General features: G+C 36.7%; 17 protein-coding genes. 1 reads left to right on the top strand and 16 read right to left on the bottom strand.

The genetic code is table 11. The annotated features are described in order from the left end of the window. Positions 1-23: 23 nt before the first annotated feature. The 5 genes from sufD to M2372_RS19255 form a co-directional block, all read right to left on the bottom strand. Positions 24-1,331 (bottom strand): Fe-S cluster assembly protein SufD, encoded by a 1,308-nt coding sequence (gene sufD / locus M2372_RS19275; protein ID WP_123320619.1) that lies wholly within the window; start codon positions 1,329-1,331, stop codon positions 24-26. Positions 1,332-1,502: 171 nt separating this feature from the next. Continuing rightward, a complete protein-coding gene (sufC, locus tag M2372_RS19270) occupies positions 1,503-2,246 on the bottom strand; it encodes a Fe-S cluster assembly ATPase SufC (RefSeq protein ID WP_115968354.1) in 744 nt (247 codons plus the stop codon). A gap of 18 nt (positions 2,247-2,264) precedes the next feature. Then, positions 2,265-2,771 carry a GNAT family N-acetyltransferase gene (locus M2372_RS19265; protein WP_123320367.1) on the bottom strand — a complete coding sequence of 169 codons (507 nt, stop codon included), beginning with the start codon at positions 2,769-2,771 and terminating at the stop codon, positions 2,265-2,267. A 6-nt stretch (positions 2,772-2,777) separates the two neighbouring features. Continuing rightward, a complete protein-coding gene (gene sufB / locus M2372_RS19260; protein ID WP_123320368.1) occupies positions 2,778-4,226 on the bottom strand; it encodes a Fe-S cluster assembly protein SufB in 1,449 nt (482 codons plus the stop codon). 70 nt (positions 4,227-4,296) lie between these two features. Further along, positions 4,297-4,626, bottom strand: a complete 330-nt coding sequence (locus M2372_RS19255; protein ID WP_027372006.1) for an iron-sulfur cluster assembly accessory protein — start codon at positions 4,624-4,626, stop codon at positions 4,297-4,299. A 145-nt stretch (positions 4,627-4,771) separates the two neighbouring features. Here M2372_RS19255 and M2372_RS19250 point away from each other — a divergent pair, with 145 nt between their 5' ends. After that, the gene (locus M2372_RS19250) at positions 4,772-5,626 is read left to right on the top strand and encodes a GLPGLI family protein (RefSeq protein WP_123320369.1); all 855 of its coding nucleotides are present in this window, start codon (positions 4,772-4,774) and stop codon (positions 5,624-5,626) included. 55 nt (positions 5,627-5,681) lie between these two features. Here M2372_RS19250 and M2372_RS19245 read toward each other — a convergent pair whose 3' ends face one another. The 11 genes from M2372_RS19245 to nrfD form a co-directional block, all read right to left on the bottom strand. Next, positions 5,682-6,545 (bottom strand): neutral zinc metallopeptidase, encoded by an 864-nt coding sequence (locus tag M2372_RS19245; RefSeq protein ID WP_123320370.1) that lies wholly within the window; start codon positions 6,543-6,545, stop codon positions 5,682-5,684. An 83-nt stretch (positions 6,546-6,628) separates the two neighbouring features. After that, on the bottom strand, positions 6,629-8,707 hold the full coding sequence (locus M2372_RS19240; protein ID WP_123320371.1) for an LTA synthase family protein: 2,079 nt from the start codon (positions 8,705-8,707) through the stop codon (positions 6,629-6,631). A gap of 214 nt (positions 8,708-8,921) precedes the next feature. After that, positions 8,922-9,440 carry a 6,7-dimethyl-8-ribityllumazine synthase gene (gene ribH / locus M2372_RS19235; RefSeq protein WP_065395674.1) on the bottom strand — a complete coding sequence of 173 codons (519 nt, stop codon included), beginning with the start codon at positions 9,438-9,440 and terminating at the stop codon, positions 8,922-8,924. A 4-nt stretch (positions 9,441-9,444) separates the two neighbouring features. After that, the gene (locus M2372_RS19230) at positions 9,445-10,152 is read right to left on the bottom strand and encodes a tetratricopeptide repeat protein (RefSeq protein ID WP_123320372.1); all 708 of its coding nucleotides are present in this window, start codon (positions 10,150-10,152) and stop codon (positions 9,445-9,447) included. Positions 10,153-10,311: 159 nt separating this feature from the next. Next, positions 10,312-10,848 carry an adenine phosphoribosyltransferase gene (locus M2372_RS19225; protein WP_115968340.1) on the bottom strand — a complete coding sequence of 179 codons (537 nt, stop codon included), beginning with the start codon at positions 10,846-10,848 and terminating at the stop codon, positions 10,312-10,314. After that, positions 10,849-12,054, bottom strand: coding sequence for a hypothetical protein (locus M2372_RS19220; RefSeq protein ID WP_115968338.1), 1,206 nt, complete (start codon positions 12,052-12,054; stop codon positions 10,849-10,851). A gap of 50 nt (positions 12,055-12,104) precedes the next feature. After that, positions 12,105-13,121, bottom strand: coding sequence for a hypothetical protein (locus M2372_RS19215; RefSeq protein ID WP_123320373.1), 1,017 nt, complete (start codon positions 13,119-13,121; stop codon positions 12,105-12,107). Positions 13,122-13,242: 121 nt separating this feature from the next. Further along, the gene (locus M2372_RS19210) at positions 13,243-14,574 is read right to left on the bottom strand and encodes a quinol:cytochrome C oxidoreductase (RefSeq protein ID WP_115968335.1); all 1,332 of its coding nucleotides are present in this window, start codon (positions 14,572-14,574) and stop codon (positions 13,243-13,245) included. 8 nt (positions 14,575-14,582) lie between these two features. Then, positions 14,583-15,260 (bottom strand): cytochrome c, encoded by a 678-nt coding sequence (locus tag M2372_RS19205; protein WP_123320374.1) that lies wholly within the window; start codon positions 15,258-15,260, stop codon positions 14,583-14,585. 1 nt (position 15,261) lies between these two features. Next, the gene (locus tag M2372_RS19200; RefSeq protein ID WP_047376185.1) at positions 15,262-15,783 is read right to left on the bottom strand and encodes a DUF3341 domain-containing protein; all 522 of its coding nucleotides are present in this window, start codon (positions 15,781-15,783) and stop codon (positions 15,262-15,264) included. Beyond that, entirely contained in the window at positions 15,770-17,167 is a 1,398-nt protein-coding gene (gene nrfD / locus M2372_RS19195; RefSeq protein WP_089735129.1) for an NrfD/PsrC family molybdoenzyme membrane anchor subunit, read from the bottom strand. The genes M2372_RS19200 and nrfD overlap by 14 nt, the downstream gene beginning before the upstream one ends. Positions 17,168-17,183 lie beyond the last annotated feature (16 nt).

Below are 17,183 nucleotides of genomic sequence, written 5' to 3'. Positions count from 1 at the left end.
TTATGTATCAATATATATAACGTTTAAAACTCTATATCTACTTCTAATTTCTCAGCTAAAAGCTTTGAAATCTTCTCTTTTAGAGGCTCAATATCAATGTTTTGCATCGCATCATTAGCAAATGCATATAGAAGCAATGCCTGAGCTTCTTTTTTAGAGATTCCTCTTGCTCTCAGATAGAACAAAGCATCTTCATTAAGTTGGCCTACTGTACACCCGTGAGAACATTTTACGTCATCTGCAAAAATTTCTAACTGAGGTTTAGTATCAATGCTTGCGCCTTCACTTAGCAATACATTATTGTTCTGTTGGTACGCATTGGTTTTCTGAGCAATTTTATCAACAAAAACTTTTCCGTTGAAAACTCCGTGGGCATTACCATCGTAGATCCCTTTGTAGTTCTGATAACTTTCACAGTTCGGGAAATTGTGGTGAACTGCCGTGTGGTGGTCAACCAGCTGATCTTTTCCGATAATAGTAATACCATTCATGAATGAATTGATATTAGAACCATTTTGGATAAAGTCAAGGTTGTTTCTTATCAGCTTTCCTCCGAAAGAGAATGTATTTACAGTCGTTAAACTGTCTTTTTCCTGTTTTGCAAACGTGTGGTCTACAAGGTAAGACGTATTGTTATCGTTCTGAAGCTTGTGCCAGTCTGCTTTTGCATTTGGATAGGTGAAGATCTCTGTCACAGAATTCGTTAACACATAAGTGTCATCAAAATTGTGGTGACTTTCAATAACCTCAACTTTTGCTCCTTCTTCAACGATCAATAAGTTTCTTGTATTGTAGAATGTATTTTCTTCCTGGTTTTGAGAAATGTAGAAAACATGAATTGGCTTTTCAATTACCACATTTTTAGGAACTTTCAAAAAGAAACCATATTTGCAGTACGCAAGGTTTAAGTTTGTGAAAGCTAAATCCTTAGAAGCAATTGTATTGAAATATTTTTCAAATACCTCTTTATGTTTTTCATCATTCAATGCGTAATTGAACGAAAGAAACTCTACATTTTCAATAGAAACTTTTGAAAGTTCTTTGTGAAGTTTACCGTTTACAAAAACAATCCAATCAAAATTTTCTTCTCCAAGATGCAATTCATCAAACTGCTCTTTAGTGATATTATGGTGCTCATTCGGAAAGAAATTATAGTTTTTTTCCGTGATCTCCTTTAGATTGGTATATTTATATTCTTCGTCTTTCTTTGTAGGAAAACCAGCGTTCTCAAACTTTTGGAGAGCAGCTTTTCTGTCACTATCTAAAAATCTGTGACGAAGACTCTCCAAAAACTCATTATGGTTTTCGATGATTTGTTCTTTTAATGCCATTACTGGTATATCTGTGGTTTGCACCATTTTTTCTTTTTATTTTGAACTAAAATATTGTCATTCCAAGGAAGAAGGAATCCAAATTTTTGATAATAGAGATTCTTCATTTTTTACGCTTCACTCAGAATGGCAGCGAAAAATTTTTGATCTCCGGAATAATCGATTTCCTTCTTAGTTAAGAAGCCAATCGTAACCTTTTTCTTCCAATTCTAATGCTAAAGATTTATCACCTGTTTTGATGATTTTTCCGTTAGCTAAAACGTGAACGAAGTCAGGTTGAATATAGTTAAGCAATCTTTGATAGTGAGTAATCAAAAGAACTGCATTTCCTTCGTTTTTAAAAGCATTTACCCCATCAGCAACAATTCTTAGCGCGTCAATGTCTAATCCTGAATCTGTTTCATCAAGGATCGCCAATTTAGGGTTAAGCATCATCATCTGGAAGATTTCGTTTCTTTTCTTCTCACCTCCGGAGAACCCTTCGTTCAGTGATCTTGAAAGGAAATCTTTTTTGATTCCTAATTTTTCAGATTTTTCACGGATTAATGCAAGCATTTCTTTTGCCGGCATTTCTGGTAATCCGTTTGCTTTTCTTGTTTCGTTTAAAGCAGCTTTGATGAAGTTCGTTACAGAAACTCCCGGAATTTCCACTGGATACTGGAAAGATAGGAAGATTCCTTTGTGTGCTCTGTCTTCCGGAGCATCTTCAATGATATCTTCTCCCTGGAACAAAATTTCTCCACCTGTCACTTCGTAATCCTCTTTTCCTGCGATTACAGAAGAAAGGGTAGACTTACCAGCTCCGTTTGGCCCCATAATAGCGTGAACTTCTCCTGGTTTTATTTCAAGGTTAATCCCTTTTAATATTTCTGCGCCATCTTCAATTTTGGCGTGAAGGTTTTTAATTTCTAACATTTTATTTGCTTAAACAAATTATTTTTGAATTCTATATACTAAACTTTCAGGTTGACCGGGAACATCATTTAGCGTTCCGATTTTGATCATACCTGCCTTTTCCAAAACTTTAACAGAAGCTAAATTACTGGGGCGGACAATGGCGAATATTTCATCTTTATTATCCTTATTCAACCCAAAATCTATAGCTTTCTTTGTGAATTCTGTGGCGTATCCTTTCCCCCATGCCTGGGAAGCAAAACGATAGCCTAAATTCAATTTTTCTTCTTCTCCGTAGAGTTTATAGCTCAGGCCGCCAAAACCTATTATATTCTCAAGACTGTCTTTTTCAACAATCACCCAGCTTCCGAAATGATACGTTTCCCAATGATCAAGTATTCTGGTAAATGTACTTTCTGCTTTTTCAAAACTCATGGGGCCGCTAGGATTATGAATATTGGTTTCAGGGTCATGATTAATTTCAAAGAATCTTTCAAAATCTTCTTTTGCAGGTTTTCTTAAAATTAATCTTTCTGTAGCTATCATGTTTTGTTATCCTACTGATCCTTCTAATGAAATTTCAAGTAGTTTTTGTGCTTCAATAGCAAATTCCATTGGAAGCTTATTTAAAACTTCTTTACTGAACCCGTTTACGATCAATGCAATGGCTCTTTCTGTATCAATACCTCTCTGGTTACAGTAGAAAATCTGATCTTCTCCAATTTTCGAAGTGGTTGCTTCGTGTTCCAATTGTGCAGTAGGATCTTTAATTTCAATATAAGGGAAAGTGTGTGCTCCACATTCATTACCCATCAATAAAGAGTCACACTGAGAGAAGTTTCTTGCTCCTTTTGCGGAAGGCATTACTTTTACCTGTCCTCTGTATGAGTTCTGAGATTTTCCTGCAGAGATTCCTTTAGAAATGATCGTTGACTTGGTATTTTTCCCAATGTGAATCATTTTTGTTCCAGTATCTGCATATTGGTGATTGTTCGTTACTGCGATAGAGTAGAACTCACCGATAGAGTTGTCACCTTTCAAGATACAAGATGGATATTTCCATGTTACAGCAGAACCTGTTTCAACCTGCGTCCAAGAGATTTTTGCACTTCTTTCGCAAAGACCTCTTTTCGTTACAAAGTTGAATACTCCTCCTTTTCCTTCTTCATTTCCTGGATACCAGTTCTGTACCGTAGAATATTTAATTTCAGCATTGTCTAATGCAATCAGTTCCACAACCGCTGCATGAAGCTGGTTTTCGTCTCTTGATGGAGCTGTACATCCTTCAAGGTAAGAAACATAACTTCCTTCATCTGCAATCACAAGCGTTCTTTCAAACTGTCCTGTTCCTGCCTGGTTGATACGGAAGTAAGTGGATAATTCCATTGGGCATTTTACGCCTTTAGGAATATAGCAGAAACTTCCGTCAGAGAATACTGCGGAATTCAGTGCTGCATAGAAGTTATCTCCTCTTGGAACTACTTTTCCAAGATATTTTCTTACTAAATCAGGATGGTTTTTAATAGCTTCAGAGATGGAACAGAAAATAATTCCTTTTTCTGCCAATGTATCCTGGAAAGTGGTTTTCACAGAAACAGAGTCTATTACAATATCTACAGCAACTCCTGAAAGTCTTTTTTGTTCCTCAATATTAATCCCTAGCTTTTCGAAAGTTTTCAATAATTCAGGATCTACCTGATCAAGGCTTTCCAATTCAGGTTTTGCCTTTGGAGCAGCGTAGTAACGAATTGCTTGAAAATCTGGCTTTTCATATTTGATATTCGCCCAGGTAGGCTCTACCATTTTTAACCAGATTTTAAAAGATTCCAAACGCCATTCAGTCATCCATTCCGGCTCCTCTTTTTTCGCGGAGATAGCACGGACGATGTCCTCATTTAAACCAATCGGGAAATCTTCATAATCAATTTTGGTTTCCCAACCGAATTCATATTTTTTATTTTCTAGATCGACTCTTAAATCGTCTTCAGTATATTTACTCATTATAATTTTTTAGATTTCAGATTTTAGGCTTCAGTTTTTTCTCTGAGGTCTAGTATCTTATGTCTTTTCTCTAAAGACTAAATGATTCTCCACATCCACATGTTCTGGATGCATTCGGGTTGTTGAAAACAAACCCTTTTCCGTTCAATCCTCCTGAATATTCAAGAGTAGTTCCTGCTAAATAGAGAATGGATTTTTTGTCGATGATAATTTTAATATTATTATCTTCAAAAATCTGATCTGTGTCTGTTTTTTGGTTGTCAAACTTTAAAACATACTCTAAACCAGAGCATCCGCCGCTTTTTACCCCAACTCTTATATAATCTTCAGCAGGGTTAAAACCATCTTCAGTCATTAACTGGATAGCTTTCTCCTTTGCATAGTCTGATACCTTTATCATTGTATTTATTTAGAATGATTTAATTACGCAAAAATACGAACAAAAATCAGGATATAAAAATCAGCATTTTTATTTTATCGATTTTTATCATTGATGAGTTTAACCTTGGTAATCTTTTGAAATCCAAAACATAAATTGACTCACAATGAAAAAAATAGGTATTATTGCTCTGGCACTGTTTATACAGCAGGTTTCTGCGCAGGCAAATCGATTTGTATATCAGGTAACGATGAAGCCGGATACTGAAAATAAAGCAGATGTAAAAACTGAAAATACATATCTTGATATTTCTCAGGATAAATCTATTTTTTATTCTGAAAACAGAATCAAAAGGGATTCTATCATGCAAAAAGCATTTCAGGGCGGCGGTGGCAGAGCGGGTATCAACAGAGATCAGATGGAAGGTCTTAAAACAAATATCAACTACACGGTAGAAAAAGATAAAGCGAATCAAAAGACTTATTTTAAAGACAGGATCGGCAGGGATATATATTCCTATGAAGAAGACAGGCCTTTAAACTGGAAAATGTCTTCAGAAACAAGAAAAATTGGAGAGTACAAAGTGCAGAAGGCTGAAACGGATTTTGCCGGAAGAAAATGGACTGCCTGGTTTACTACAGATCTTCCCTATCAGGATGGACCATATAAATTTGGTGGACTTCCGGGATTAATTGTAAAAGTTGAGGATGATAAAGGGGATTATTCTTTTGATCTGATGAAAAATTATAAGATTGCAGAACTTCCGACTTTAAACCAGCTTGGAAATACTTTAAAAGTAAAAAGATCTGATTTTGTAAAGCAACAGCAAAAGTTTAAGACCGATCCGATGTCCTTCATGAATCAGGGAACAGGAGGAGGCAGTACTGCACCAATGAGAATCGGCGGAGGACGGGGATCTGGAGGTGGCGGAAACCAAAATCCTGCTGATATGAGAAAGCGTATGGAGGAAAGAGCGAAAGAAGAAGCTAAGAAAAATACAAATCCGATTGAATTGCAATAAAACAAAGTGCCAGTGAATCCGTTCACTGGCACTTTGTTTTATACTGTAAGTTTATTTATTTTAAAAGTTGGTTGAAAGTATCACCCTGTCTGATATCACCAGTGTTGTATCCTTTCATAAACCATTCTTTACGCTGTGCAGATGATCCATGGGTAAAGCTTTCCTGATTCACATAACCTTGACCTCTTTTCTGGATATTATCATCGCCTACAGCTTCTGCAGCATCTATAGCAGACTGAATGTCTCCAGGCTCAAGAATTTTCTTAGAATCATCTGTACGTTTAGCCCAAACTCCGGCATAAAAGTCTGCCTGTAGTTCTGTAGCTACAGATACCTTGTTCATTTCAGCTTCAGAATATCTTCCACTTCTTCTTAAGGCATCTACTTTTTGGGTAGTTCCCAGAAGAGTTTGTATGTGATGTCCCATTTCATGAGCAAGAACATAGGCAACGGTAAATTCAGTTACTTTGGCTCCAAACCTCTGTTGAAGCTCACCGAAAAACTCCATGTCCATATAAATTTTCTGATCGGCAGGACAATAAAATGGACCCATAGCAGACTGTGCTGTGCCACATCCGGAGTCAGTTGTACTTTCGAAAAGAACAATTCTAGGTTCAGAAAAATTCATTCCATTTTCTTTAAAGGTCTGATTCCAGGTTTGGGTATTCCATCCGGACATCATATCAACCATTTCCCCAATTTGTTTTTCCTGTACAGTAAGCTCTCTTTTTTCTCCTGTATTTCCTGAAGATTGTATGCTGCCGGAATTCAATATCCCAGAAGGATCCCCTCCTAAAAAGAAAACAATGGCTGCTATAATTAAGGTTCCGAGGCCACCGCCTACAATCATACCGCCACCTCCGCCTCCGGAGCCACGGCGATCATCAACGTTACCGCCTCTGTCGTCTGTCCATCTCATAATAATATGTTTTTTTTTGTGTCGTAAATTTATAAAATTAAAGTTTACAACCGCTTATTAAGTTACTTTATGAAAGAAATATCTTATCGGTTAAGCTGCTTGGTCTTCAGCCAATAAGATGTTGACTGGTAGGCTGAAATAGCATCATTTACCAGTTTCTGATCTGTGTTTTTCAACAGTTTTTCATCATAATACAGTTTAAATTCCGGAGCAAGCTCACTTTTTTCCAGTTCCAGAGAGTATTGTTTTGCTTTCTTCACTGGTGAAATGATGGTTAAACGATTGTCTTTTACAAACCCAAGGTCCTGATAGGTGGCAATATAAGCCTTAGGCTGAAATTCTTTTTTGAAAACATCCTGGCCTAAGAATTTGGATTGATAATTGAAATTTAATAATCCGAATAGAGTAGGCATCACATCGATCTGAGACATCAAAGCATCAAATTTCTGTGGCTGGATGAATCCTTCTGAAAAGATCATTGCAGGAATTCTGTACTTATCCATCGGAAGTTCTGTTTTTCCGGCACTGGATGCACAATGGTCTGCGATAATAACAAAGACTGTATTTTTATACCAATCCTGTTTCTTTGCCATATCAAAGAATAGTTTCAGTGAATAGTCTGTATATTTTACCCCTCCTTCACGGGATTTTGATGTTCCGGGAATATCAATTCTTCCATCCGGGTAGGTAAAAGGTCTGTGGTTGGAAACTGTCATCCAATGGTTGAAGAAAGGTTTTCCTGATTTTGCTTCAGCATTCATTACCTGGATAGCTTTCCTTGCCATATCTTCATCTGCAACACCCCAAACATTGGCAAAAGTAATTTCTTCCGGTTTAAAGTTGTTTCTGTCTACAATATCATATCCGTTTCCACCAAAAAAGTCCTGCATATTATCAAAATAACTGTATCCACCATATAGGAATTTAACATCATATCCTTTTGATTTGAATACACTTCCTGTGGTGAATTTATTTTTATTGTCATTTCTCTTGATAATACTTTCCCCTGCTGTAGGAGGAATACAAAGCGTCAGGGCTTCCAGTCCGCGAACGGTTCTGTTCCCTGTAGCATAAAGATTGGTGAACATCAAAGATTTATCTGCAAGACTGTCCAGGAATGGCGTAATCTTTTGGGTATTTCCATAATGTTCAAGGAAATCTGCAGAAAGGCTTTCAATAGAGATCAGAACTACATTCTTCTTTGCTTCCGGCTGTTCAGCAACAATATTTCTTGCTAAGGTATGCTGTGGATATTGGCTTAGGAAATTCTTTTCTGCCTGCTGTTGATTGAGCTGTGAATAAAACTGGAAATAATCAAGTTCGTTATGGGTGAAAGCCCAGTAAAACTTTGGAAGTCCGTTGGCTTCAATCTCATCTGCAAAAACATTGTCAGATTTGATTTGCATTAATGATGGGAGAGTTAACAAGCTGATAGCACAAAGTACAGCAAAGGAACCTAGTAAAATCAATTTCTGCTTAAAATTAGGGAGTTCCAGTAATTCGTCTTTAGTCTTTTTATAAATGAACCATGTAATGGTTACTGTAACCAACATTATCCCTGAAAATAGAGGAATAACAGGATAACTTTCCATGATATTCCCAATGACTTCATTTGTATATATTAAGTAATCTACCGCAATAAAATTGTAGCGTACTCCAAATTCATTATAAAAGAAATACTCACTTACTCCATTGAATATAATCAGTAGAACATACAACAACAAGGTAATAAAATATAAAATGTTACGAATTCTGATTCTTTGGGTAGGAAGGAAAAGCATTAATCCGAACAGGAATGCCTTGACTCCCACAAAGGAAAGAGCAATTTCTGTTACAGAGCCTCCGTATTGCTTGAAAATATTATTTGGAATAAGCCAGATATACAAGAAAAATGCAACCAAAGCTCCAAAAATAATATATCCATAAGGTTTTTTATATTTCGAATTGGAAAGGAATAAAAAGTAGAGGGCAAGAATGGAACTTGCGAGGACAAAAACAAAAATATCGTTGATAAGACCTACAAACAGTACTTTAATGATCTCAAAGAATCCAAAACTGGCTGTAGTGATAGGATGAAAGAAGAATACTGTCCTTACGATCAAGGAAATAATCAGATAAAAGATTCCTAAATATAGGAAAGGTTTTATTTTTTTTAGAAACATGGATTTATGGTCTATACGATTTTCACAAAGATAGTTCGTTGTATCTAACTTTTATGTCAAAAAAAGCAAAACCTGATATTTATTAATAAGAATTTAAGAGTTCATGGGTATAATTTAAACCTTAGTTTAATTAATCCGTGAACATTTTGATATTTGCCAATAAAAAAAGGACTATTAAAAAATAGTCCTCTGTATTGTTAAAGTATATCAACGGTTAAGAATGTCCAAAACCGATGTTTCCTTTTTTATCAGATAAGTTCTTTTTGAAATCAATCATTCTTAAAGCGGTTACTGCTGCTTCTACACCTTTGTTTCCAAGGTCTCCGCCGCTTCTTGCAATAGACTGTTCCTTAGTGTCATCTGTCAAAACACAGAAGATTGTGGGAGTGTCTGTCATGATATTACAATCCTTGATTCCCTGTGCTACAGCAGAACATACATAGTCGAAGTGAGGTGTTTCTCCACGGATCACACATCCGATTGAGATGACAGCATCATATTTTCTTTCTTTGCAAAGCTGCATGCTTGCATAGCTTAATTCAAAAGCTCCGGGAACAGGGAAAAGCTTAATGTTTTCAGGTTTTACGCCTTCTTTTTCAAGGATTTCCAAAGCTGCATCACGAAGATTGTACGTTACAAAATCATTCCACTCAGAAAAAACAATGCCGATAGAAAAATCTTCGGCATTAGTTATATGAAGTGGCTTGTAATCGGAAAGATTAACTGTTGCCATTTTTTTAATAATATTTAGTCATTTCAATATAAGAATCAGACATTCCGTTGTCATAATCCTGGTATTTCTCATCAATTGCTGAGAAGTATTTTTTAGCATCTGCATTTTTCTTTAATCCTAATGCTACGATACCTGCTTTTCTTGTGAAGAAATAAGTAGTATAAGGATCATCAGAAGCTGTAGCTGCTTTGTCTAATAATGATAAAGCTTCATCATTTTTGTTCAATCCTGATTTTGCATCAGCCATAGCACCATATTTCATTGCCATCAGCGTTTTGTTGTCAGAAGAGAATTTATCTAAAAGATCATAAGCTTCCTGGAACTTTCCCTCTTTGAATTTCAATAAACCAGCATTGTAAGCAGATAGCTGACCGATGCTTGTTCCTGAATATTCGTTAGAAGTTCCGATGAAACCTGGATTTGCAGCAGATTTTCCACCTAAAGCTTCAGCGTTTTTATTTTCAGTAAGGTTTTTCTGAGCAGCAAGGAAGCTTTTTACAGCCTCAGCGTTTTTAGGAGCAACTACAAATTGCTTATATCCGAAGAATCCTAAAACTCCTAAAACTAAAACTCCAAATACAATTCCTAGTGGTTTTGAATATTTTTCAAGAAATCTCTCAGTGTTTAAGGCCTCTCTGTCAAGGTCTTTGAAGAACTCAACCGTTTCTTTACCTTCTTGCTCGTTCTGAGCATTCTTTCCCAATTTTGCCATAAGTTTTTAAAAATTGAATTGCAAATTTAATTGTTTCTTAGTGATTTACAAAATACTTTTAGAGCATTGTTATATAAATGTTATGAATTATCAATCGTTAATAATAAAAATGCCTCGAAAACATAGTTTACGAAGCATTTATTTTTTTATTGATATAGATTAGTATTCTAAGACATGGTACACTTCTGCACCAAACTTTTTCAGTTTTTCATCACCATTCAAGCCTTTTAATCCAATCAGGAAACTGAATTGAGAAACAGTGGCGCCCTGTTTTTCTACTAGTTTAGCTGCCGCTTCTGTAGTTCCTCCTGTTGCTAAAAGATCATCGTGGATTAAAACTCTCTGTCCTGGTTTTATCTGCCCTTCACGGGTTTCGATAATGGCACTTCCATATTCCAGGTCATATTTTTCCGAAATGATTGGTGGGGGGAGTTTTCCTGCTTTTCTGATTAAGATAAAAGGAACCTCTAGGGCTACTGCAATAGCGATTCCAAAAAGATAACCACGGCTTTCTATTCCGCATACTGCATCTATCTTTCCTTTACTGTTGGCAGCAAGGTCTGCAATTACATCTTCATAAAGTTTTGGATCTAAAAAGATGGGTGAAATATCCTTAAACTGGATCCCTGGAATAGGAAAGTCCGGAATATTTTCAATTGTTTCTTCTAGTTTTTTTATCAGTTCTGCTGAAGCCATTTATGGGTTGATTTTATAGCTGGAAATTTTCCAGTCTCCGTTTACATTTTTAAGTCCGAAAGTTACCTTTAATGAGGTTGTTTTTCCGTTTTTATCGGTTACATCATAAGTAGCATTTACGCTTGCTCCGTTAGGATTAGATGCACTTGTTGTAATATTTTTAACGCTTACATTTTTTACTGCTCCAAAACCGGAATTAGGATTGGAGAAAGATTCATAGCTTCCCCAGCTTGGGTTGTTGGATGTTTCATAAGCAGCTTTTAAGTTCTGAGAGCTTACGCTGTTCAGGAACTTGCTTACTGTATTTTTTGGATCTGCAACTGGCTGTTTTGGAGCTGTTGGAGCTGCAGGAGTGGCTGTACCAGGTTCTGTAGTTGCAGGTGGAGTAGTTGTTGATGGATTATTCGGGTCTACTACTGCACTTGGCTGTTGAGGAACAGCTGTTGTATCTGTTTTTGGAACGGCAGGAACTTTTAAGGCTGCAGCATTTACATCCAATCCGATTTTAGACATTTTGAAAGTCTTTGCCGTTGTTTTTACAGAAACAGTGATATCAATTTTATTATCTACAACCTTAGAAGCAGGAATAGAAGAGAATTTAAGGTTAAATCCTTTAAAGTTGTTATCCTGCATCAGGTTTTTAGCGGTTGAGAGTCTTACTCCATTGCTGAAAACTTCTAATGTAGCTTCCAAACCAGCACCTGTAAACGCTACAGGGTTTCCTGCTGCATCTACTAATCTTGGAACAATCTGGATAGCTGTGGGTGAGCCGTTTCCGTCATCTCCTGTTGGTCTTGTCACAAGGCTTAATGCTCCTGCTTTTATATCATTAGGATCACTTTCTTTAGCTTTATCATCACCGAAAATATTCATTTCACCTAGTGATGGTGGGTTACTGCTTGCCCATTCTATTCCGTTTTTCTGTGCAACTTCGTCAGCTAGGGTCATGATCTCAGGAACTTTTTTCCCGTTGATCAGTTTTCCAAGAGCTTTTAGCTCATTCACATCCCCATCAGCTTCCACTCCAAATGTTTTAAGGATATAAAGAGCTTCATTAAACTTAATCTGTTTAATGGTTGGTAGGCTGGAAGTCATATCGTTAATACTTGACTGCAGCGTTTTAGTATTCGTAGCATCTACATGATCTTTCTTACATGCTGTAAAAAGCAACAGACTGAAAACAAGTAGAAAAGAAAACTTTTTCATTTTTATTTGGTTTGTTGCAAATTTACTAAAACCTTTATTAATAGTAGATTTTATTTTTTGTTTTGTTTTTCCTGAAGATCCCCCTTGAAATAACTGCTGAAAATGGTCTGCATATTTGGGAAAGACGGATCCTTCCAGTATTGAGTCTTATAATTACTGTATTCTTTATTGAATCTTACATCATCAATATTATTTTCATTGCTAAAACTGATTTCTGTGGTATAAAAATTTTCATAAGAGATAATCTGGTTGTAGCTGGCTTCACTCTTATGTTTGAGCTTTACAAAAAGAATTTCATTAAACTCCAGCAGGTCTTTCAGTGATTTCTGAGAATCTTTTTCGAAGGAAATATTCTGAATGCCTCTAAAGTCAAAGAACCGGAATCCAAATAATGCTAATTCTTTCTGCTGCAGATATTCTCCGGTAACTTCTATTTCATCTTTAAAGTTTCCTTTCAGCTCCTTGATTTTTGTATCCTTCTTTTTATACTCATCTATATTTCCAACCTTTTTCATTTTCGGAACATCGAGTGAGTTTCCGTAATCCCAGCTTGCGGTGAGTTTCTTTTCTTGTTTAGGATCTATGAGTCTGTAAATTCGGTACTGCTGAACATTTGTACTTTTTAGCTTTTTGGTTTTATTATCGAAAACATAGGTAATGATTCCGTCTGCATACCCATTAAGTTTATTGTTAACGGTAACGTATGAATTAAAGTTTCCTTTAACCAGAATGTATTTGGCTGGCTTATTATTTTTAATAACAATGGTTTCAATTTCTTTTACCTGGTCGTTGATTTTAATGGTGGGCTGTTCAAAGTCAGAATAGGAGAGTGTTGCCACAGGGAAACTGTTATACACTAACTGGAATTTTTCCTGATCTGGGTTTAATGACTGTTTGTCGATTTTCCCATCAATATCAGAGTAAGCAAGGATACTTCCGTCTTTCCCGAAAACAGAAACTTTAGGTAGTGGCTTGTTGTTTTTTTCTGAAACAAAAGTAATTGTCTGTGCATCCATGAAAACAGAGATGAGACTGAATACAAAGTAAAGCAGGTGAATTCTTTTCATAGGAGTATTTTATTTGATGTTGGTGATCATGTTGCTTAGGTCTCTATTGAAAATTAGAACATAAAAAAAGACTGATCGTTTAAACAATCAGTCTTTTAGAGTTTTATTTTGTTACAAGTCCTTAGAAAGGATACTCATAAATTTCAGATTCGTGTAGGTATGGGTTTCCTGTTGGAATCAACTTCAGTTTAGATAAAGCTGAAAGTACAGTAAACATAAATAATCCTGCTACAAATAAAACAGCTCCTGCTATTAATAGGAATACCTCAGGAGTGTTCCAGTAAGGTCCTACCGTTCCAGGCATTACCATATTGAAATAATCTAAAAGGTGACCTAAAATAACGACAACAGCCATTGTTGTTACTACTTTGTAGTTTCTCTTGATGCTGCTACTTACTAATACCAATAAAGGTAATAAGAAGTTGATGATTAGCATTGGCAAGAATGTAGTACCATAGTGCTGGAATCTTCCAAAGAAGTAGTTAACCTCTTCCGGTACGTTGGCATACCAGTAAAGCATGAACTGAGCAAACCATGTATATGTCCAAAGCATACTTGTAGCGAAAAGGAATACTCCTAGATCGTGTAAGTGGTTGTCATTGAACTGTGGTAAGAAACCATTTTTCTTAAGATAAACACTTAGTAAAATGATAACAGCAATACCACTTGAAAGGCAGCTAACCATTGAATACCAGATATACATTGTAGAATACCAGTGAGGGTCAATAGACATCAACCAGTCCCAAGCCCAAGCAGCAGATGCAAATCCGAAGAATGCAATATATCCTACTGCCCATCTGTAAAGCATTTGATACTCAACTTTAGATTTAGTATCGTCTACTTTTTTAGACTGAGCTTTAAGTTTCCATGCAAAGAATGAAGCACCTATCACATAAATAAGGGTTCTGATTGCATAGAAAGGAATATTTAAGAATCTTTTCTTTTCAAATAAAATCACATCGAAATGTGCAGAGTTTGGATCTGTTAAATCCGGATCCATCCAGTGGAATAGGTGACCTTGGTGGAAAATATTCAATAGCATTATGATTACTAGAATAGCCCCTCCGTAAGGAATATAAGAAGCAATAGCCTCCATTACTCTTGTAATGATAATTGGCCATCCTGCATGCGCTGCATGTTGAATACAGTAGAAAAATAATACTGCACAACTTACTCCGAAGAAGAATACAGCTACGAAATGTATGGATGCTAAAGGCGAATTATGAATCTGCATTGTCGCATGCTCTAAATGAGCGTTGTGATCCTGCGGTCCAACCATTTCACTTGAATGTGTAGGAGCATTATGACCAGAAGCATGAACAGCCTCCATCATGTGTTCTATTTTCTCAGTAGAAATTCCTTTGTTCAAAAAGAAACCAATACCGAAAAGAACTAAACCTACAACAAGAAGTATTATAGAAGTTGATTTTAATTTTGGTGAAAAACTATACATTTCTTTTCTTATTTTTTAGTTTCAGTAGTCGTTTCAGTTGCTGGTGCTGCGGCTGCCGGTGCTGCTGCGCCTTTTTTGAAAGCACTCATCACATACATTGCCACTCTCCATCTATCACCAGGGTTTAGCTGTCCAGCATAAGATCCCATCGCGTTTCTACCGTTTGTTAATACATAATGAACAGATCCTACAGTAATTTCTCTGTCAGCATAGTTTGGTACTCCAGAAAATGCTCCAGTCTGTACAATTGGTCCTTGTCCATCACCTCCTGTTCCGTGACATGCAGCACAAGTATGGTCGAACAATACTTTTCCTCTTTCAATATCCTTTGCTGCATTAGCTGGATTTAGAGGAGAAGCAGTCATTTTTTTAGAAGCATCATATCCTGCGTTGTACTCGTCAACATTCTTTGGCTTTAACCCTTCTTCAAAAATACCATCTTTATTTTGCGCTACTGATCCTTCTACTGGAGAAAGACCTGTTGCACCACTATTTTTAACAAAAGCAGGAATTTCATTTTCATGATCTGAATACGCATCCTGAGCTTTCATCAATGGATCATAAGCTACCGGAAAATACATGTCCGGGAAGTATACCAACGGAGTGTTCTCCTTTGGCCCGCAAGAGTTAAGTAAAACTGTTGTTAAACCTAAAACTGCTGTAATTCTTAATACGTTCTTTTTCATTTTAAGCGTCTTTAACAGTTATTTCTTCAACTCCAGTTTCAATTAGCAACTGCTTTACAGATTCTACATCTTCAGTTACGAATTCCATCATGAATTTATCATCAGTAGTTCTTGGATCCGGATTCTGAGCTGGAGCTCCTGGATACATTTTGTTTCTAACTAAGAAAGTTAAAGACATCATGTGAGCTGCACAGAATACCATTAATTCGAACATTGGAACTACGAATGCCGGCATGTTGTGTGCCCAGTCAAATGCTGGTTTACCACCGATATTCTGAGGCCAGTCATGGTTCATCACATACCAAGTTACAGTAGCACCAATAGTAACACCGTAAAGAGCATATAAGAAAGCGGCATCAGAAATTCTAGTTTTCTTTAACCCTAAAGCCTTATCTAGTCCGTGAACCGGAAACGGAGTATACACTTCGTTTATAGCGATTCCTTTATCGTTGAATGCTTTAACGCCGTTCATTAAATCGTCGTCGTCAGCATAAAGTCCGTATACAATTTTAGTGGTGCTCATCTCCTTCTTTTGCTTTATAAGTTTCACCTGAGATTTTCAGAATCGATTTTAATTCAGCCTGTGCAATTACAGGGAATGTTCTTGCGTATAGTAAGAATAATACAGAGAAGAATCCGATTGTTCCTAAGTATACACCCACATCAATGATCGTTGGCTTAAACATAGTCCAAGATCCTGGTAAGTAGTCTCTAGAAAGGTTGATAACGATGATATCAAAACGCTCAAACCACATACCGATGTTAATGATTAATGCAACAATGAATGTCCAGATAATGTTCGTTCTAGCTTTTTTGAACCAGAATGATGCAGGAACAACAAGGTTACAGATAATCAATGACCAGAATGCCCACCAGTAAGGTCCTACTGCTGCACCCGGAGAAAGATATGTGAAATCTTCAAATCTAGATCCTGAGTACCATCCGATGAAATATTCAGTTGCATAAGCTACGGTTACCATACCACCTGTAAGAACGATTACGATGTTCATAATTTCGATATGATACATTGTGATATATTCTTCTAAGTGACAAACTTTTCTAGCGATCAACAATAGTGTCTGTACCATTGCAAATCCTGAGAAGATTGCTCCGGCAACGAAGTAAGGAGGATAGATCGTAGAGTGCCATCCTTTAATTACTGAAGTTGCGAAGTCAAAAGATACGGTAGTGTGTACCGAGAATACAAGTGGAGTTGCCAACCCTGCAAGAACCAAAGAAAGTTCTTCGAATCTTTGCCAGTGTTTTGCTTTACCACCCCAACCGAATGCTAGGAATGTATAAATCTTCTTAGTCCAAGGAGTTTTAGCTCTATCTCTGATCATTGCAAAGTCAGGGATTAGTCCCATGAACCAGAATACAGTTGATACTGAGAAATACGTAGAGATCGCAAATACGTCCCAAAGTAGAGGAGAGTTAAAGTTCCCCCAAAGAGAACCGAATTGGTTTGGTAATGGGAATACCCAGTATCCAACCCAAACTCTACCCATGTGAATTACAGGGAAGATTGCTGCCTGTACAACCGCAAAGATCGTCATCGCCTCTGCAGATCTGTTTACAGACATTCTCCATCTCTGTCTAAATAATAATAATACTGCTGAGATTAGGGTTCCGGCGTGACCGATACCTACCCACCATACGAAGTTGGTAATATCCCAACCCCAGTTAATAGTTCTGTTAAGCCCCCATGATCCAATACCTGTCCCGATCGTATAAGCGATACATCCGAATCCATAGATGAATAGAACTAAGGCTGCATATAATGAGATCCACCATAATTTACCTGCTCTTTCTTCGATAGGTCGTGCAATATCTTCTGTGATATCGTGATAAGTTTTGTGACCAATAATTAGAGGTTCCCTTATCGGAGCTTCGTAATGTCCTGACATTTTTTACCTATTTATT

The organism is Chryseobacterium sp. BIGb0232 (genome assembly GCF_024810195.1).
Lineage (GTDB): Bacteria > Bacteroidota > Bacteroidia > Flavobacteriales > Weeksellaceae > Chryseobacterium > Chryseobacterium pennae.
This window is presented reverse-complemented; position numbering and strand designations above follow the sequence as displayed.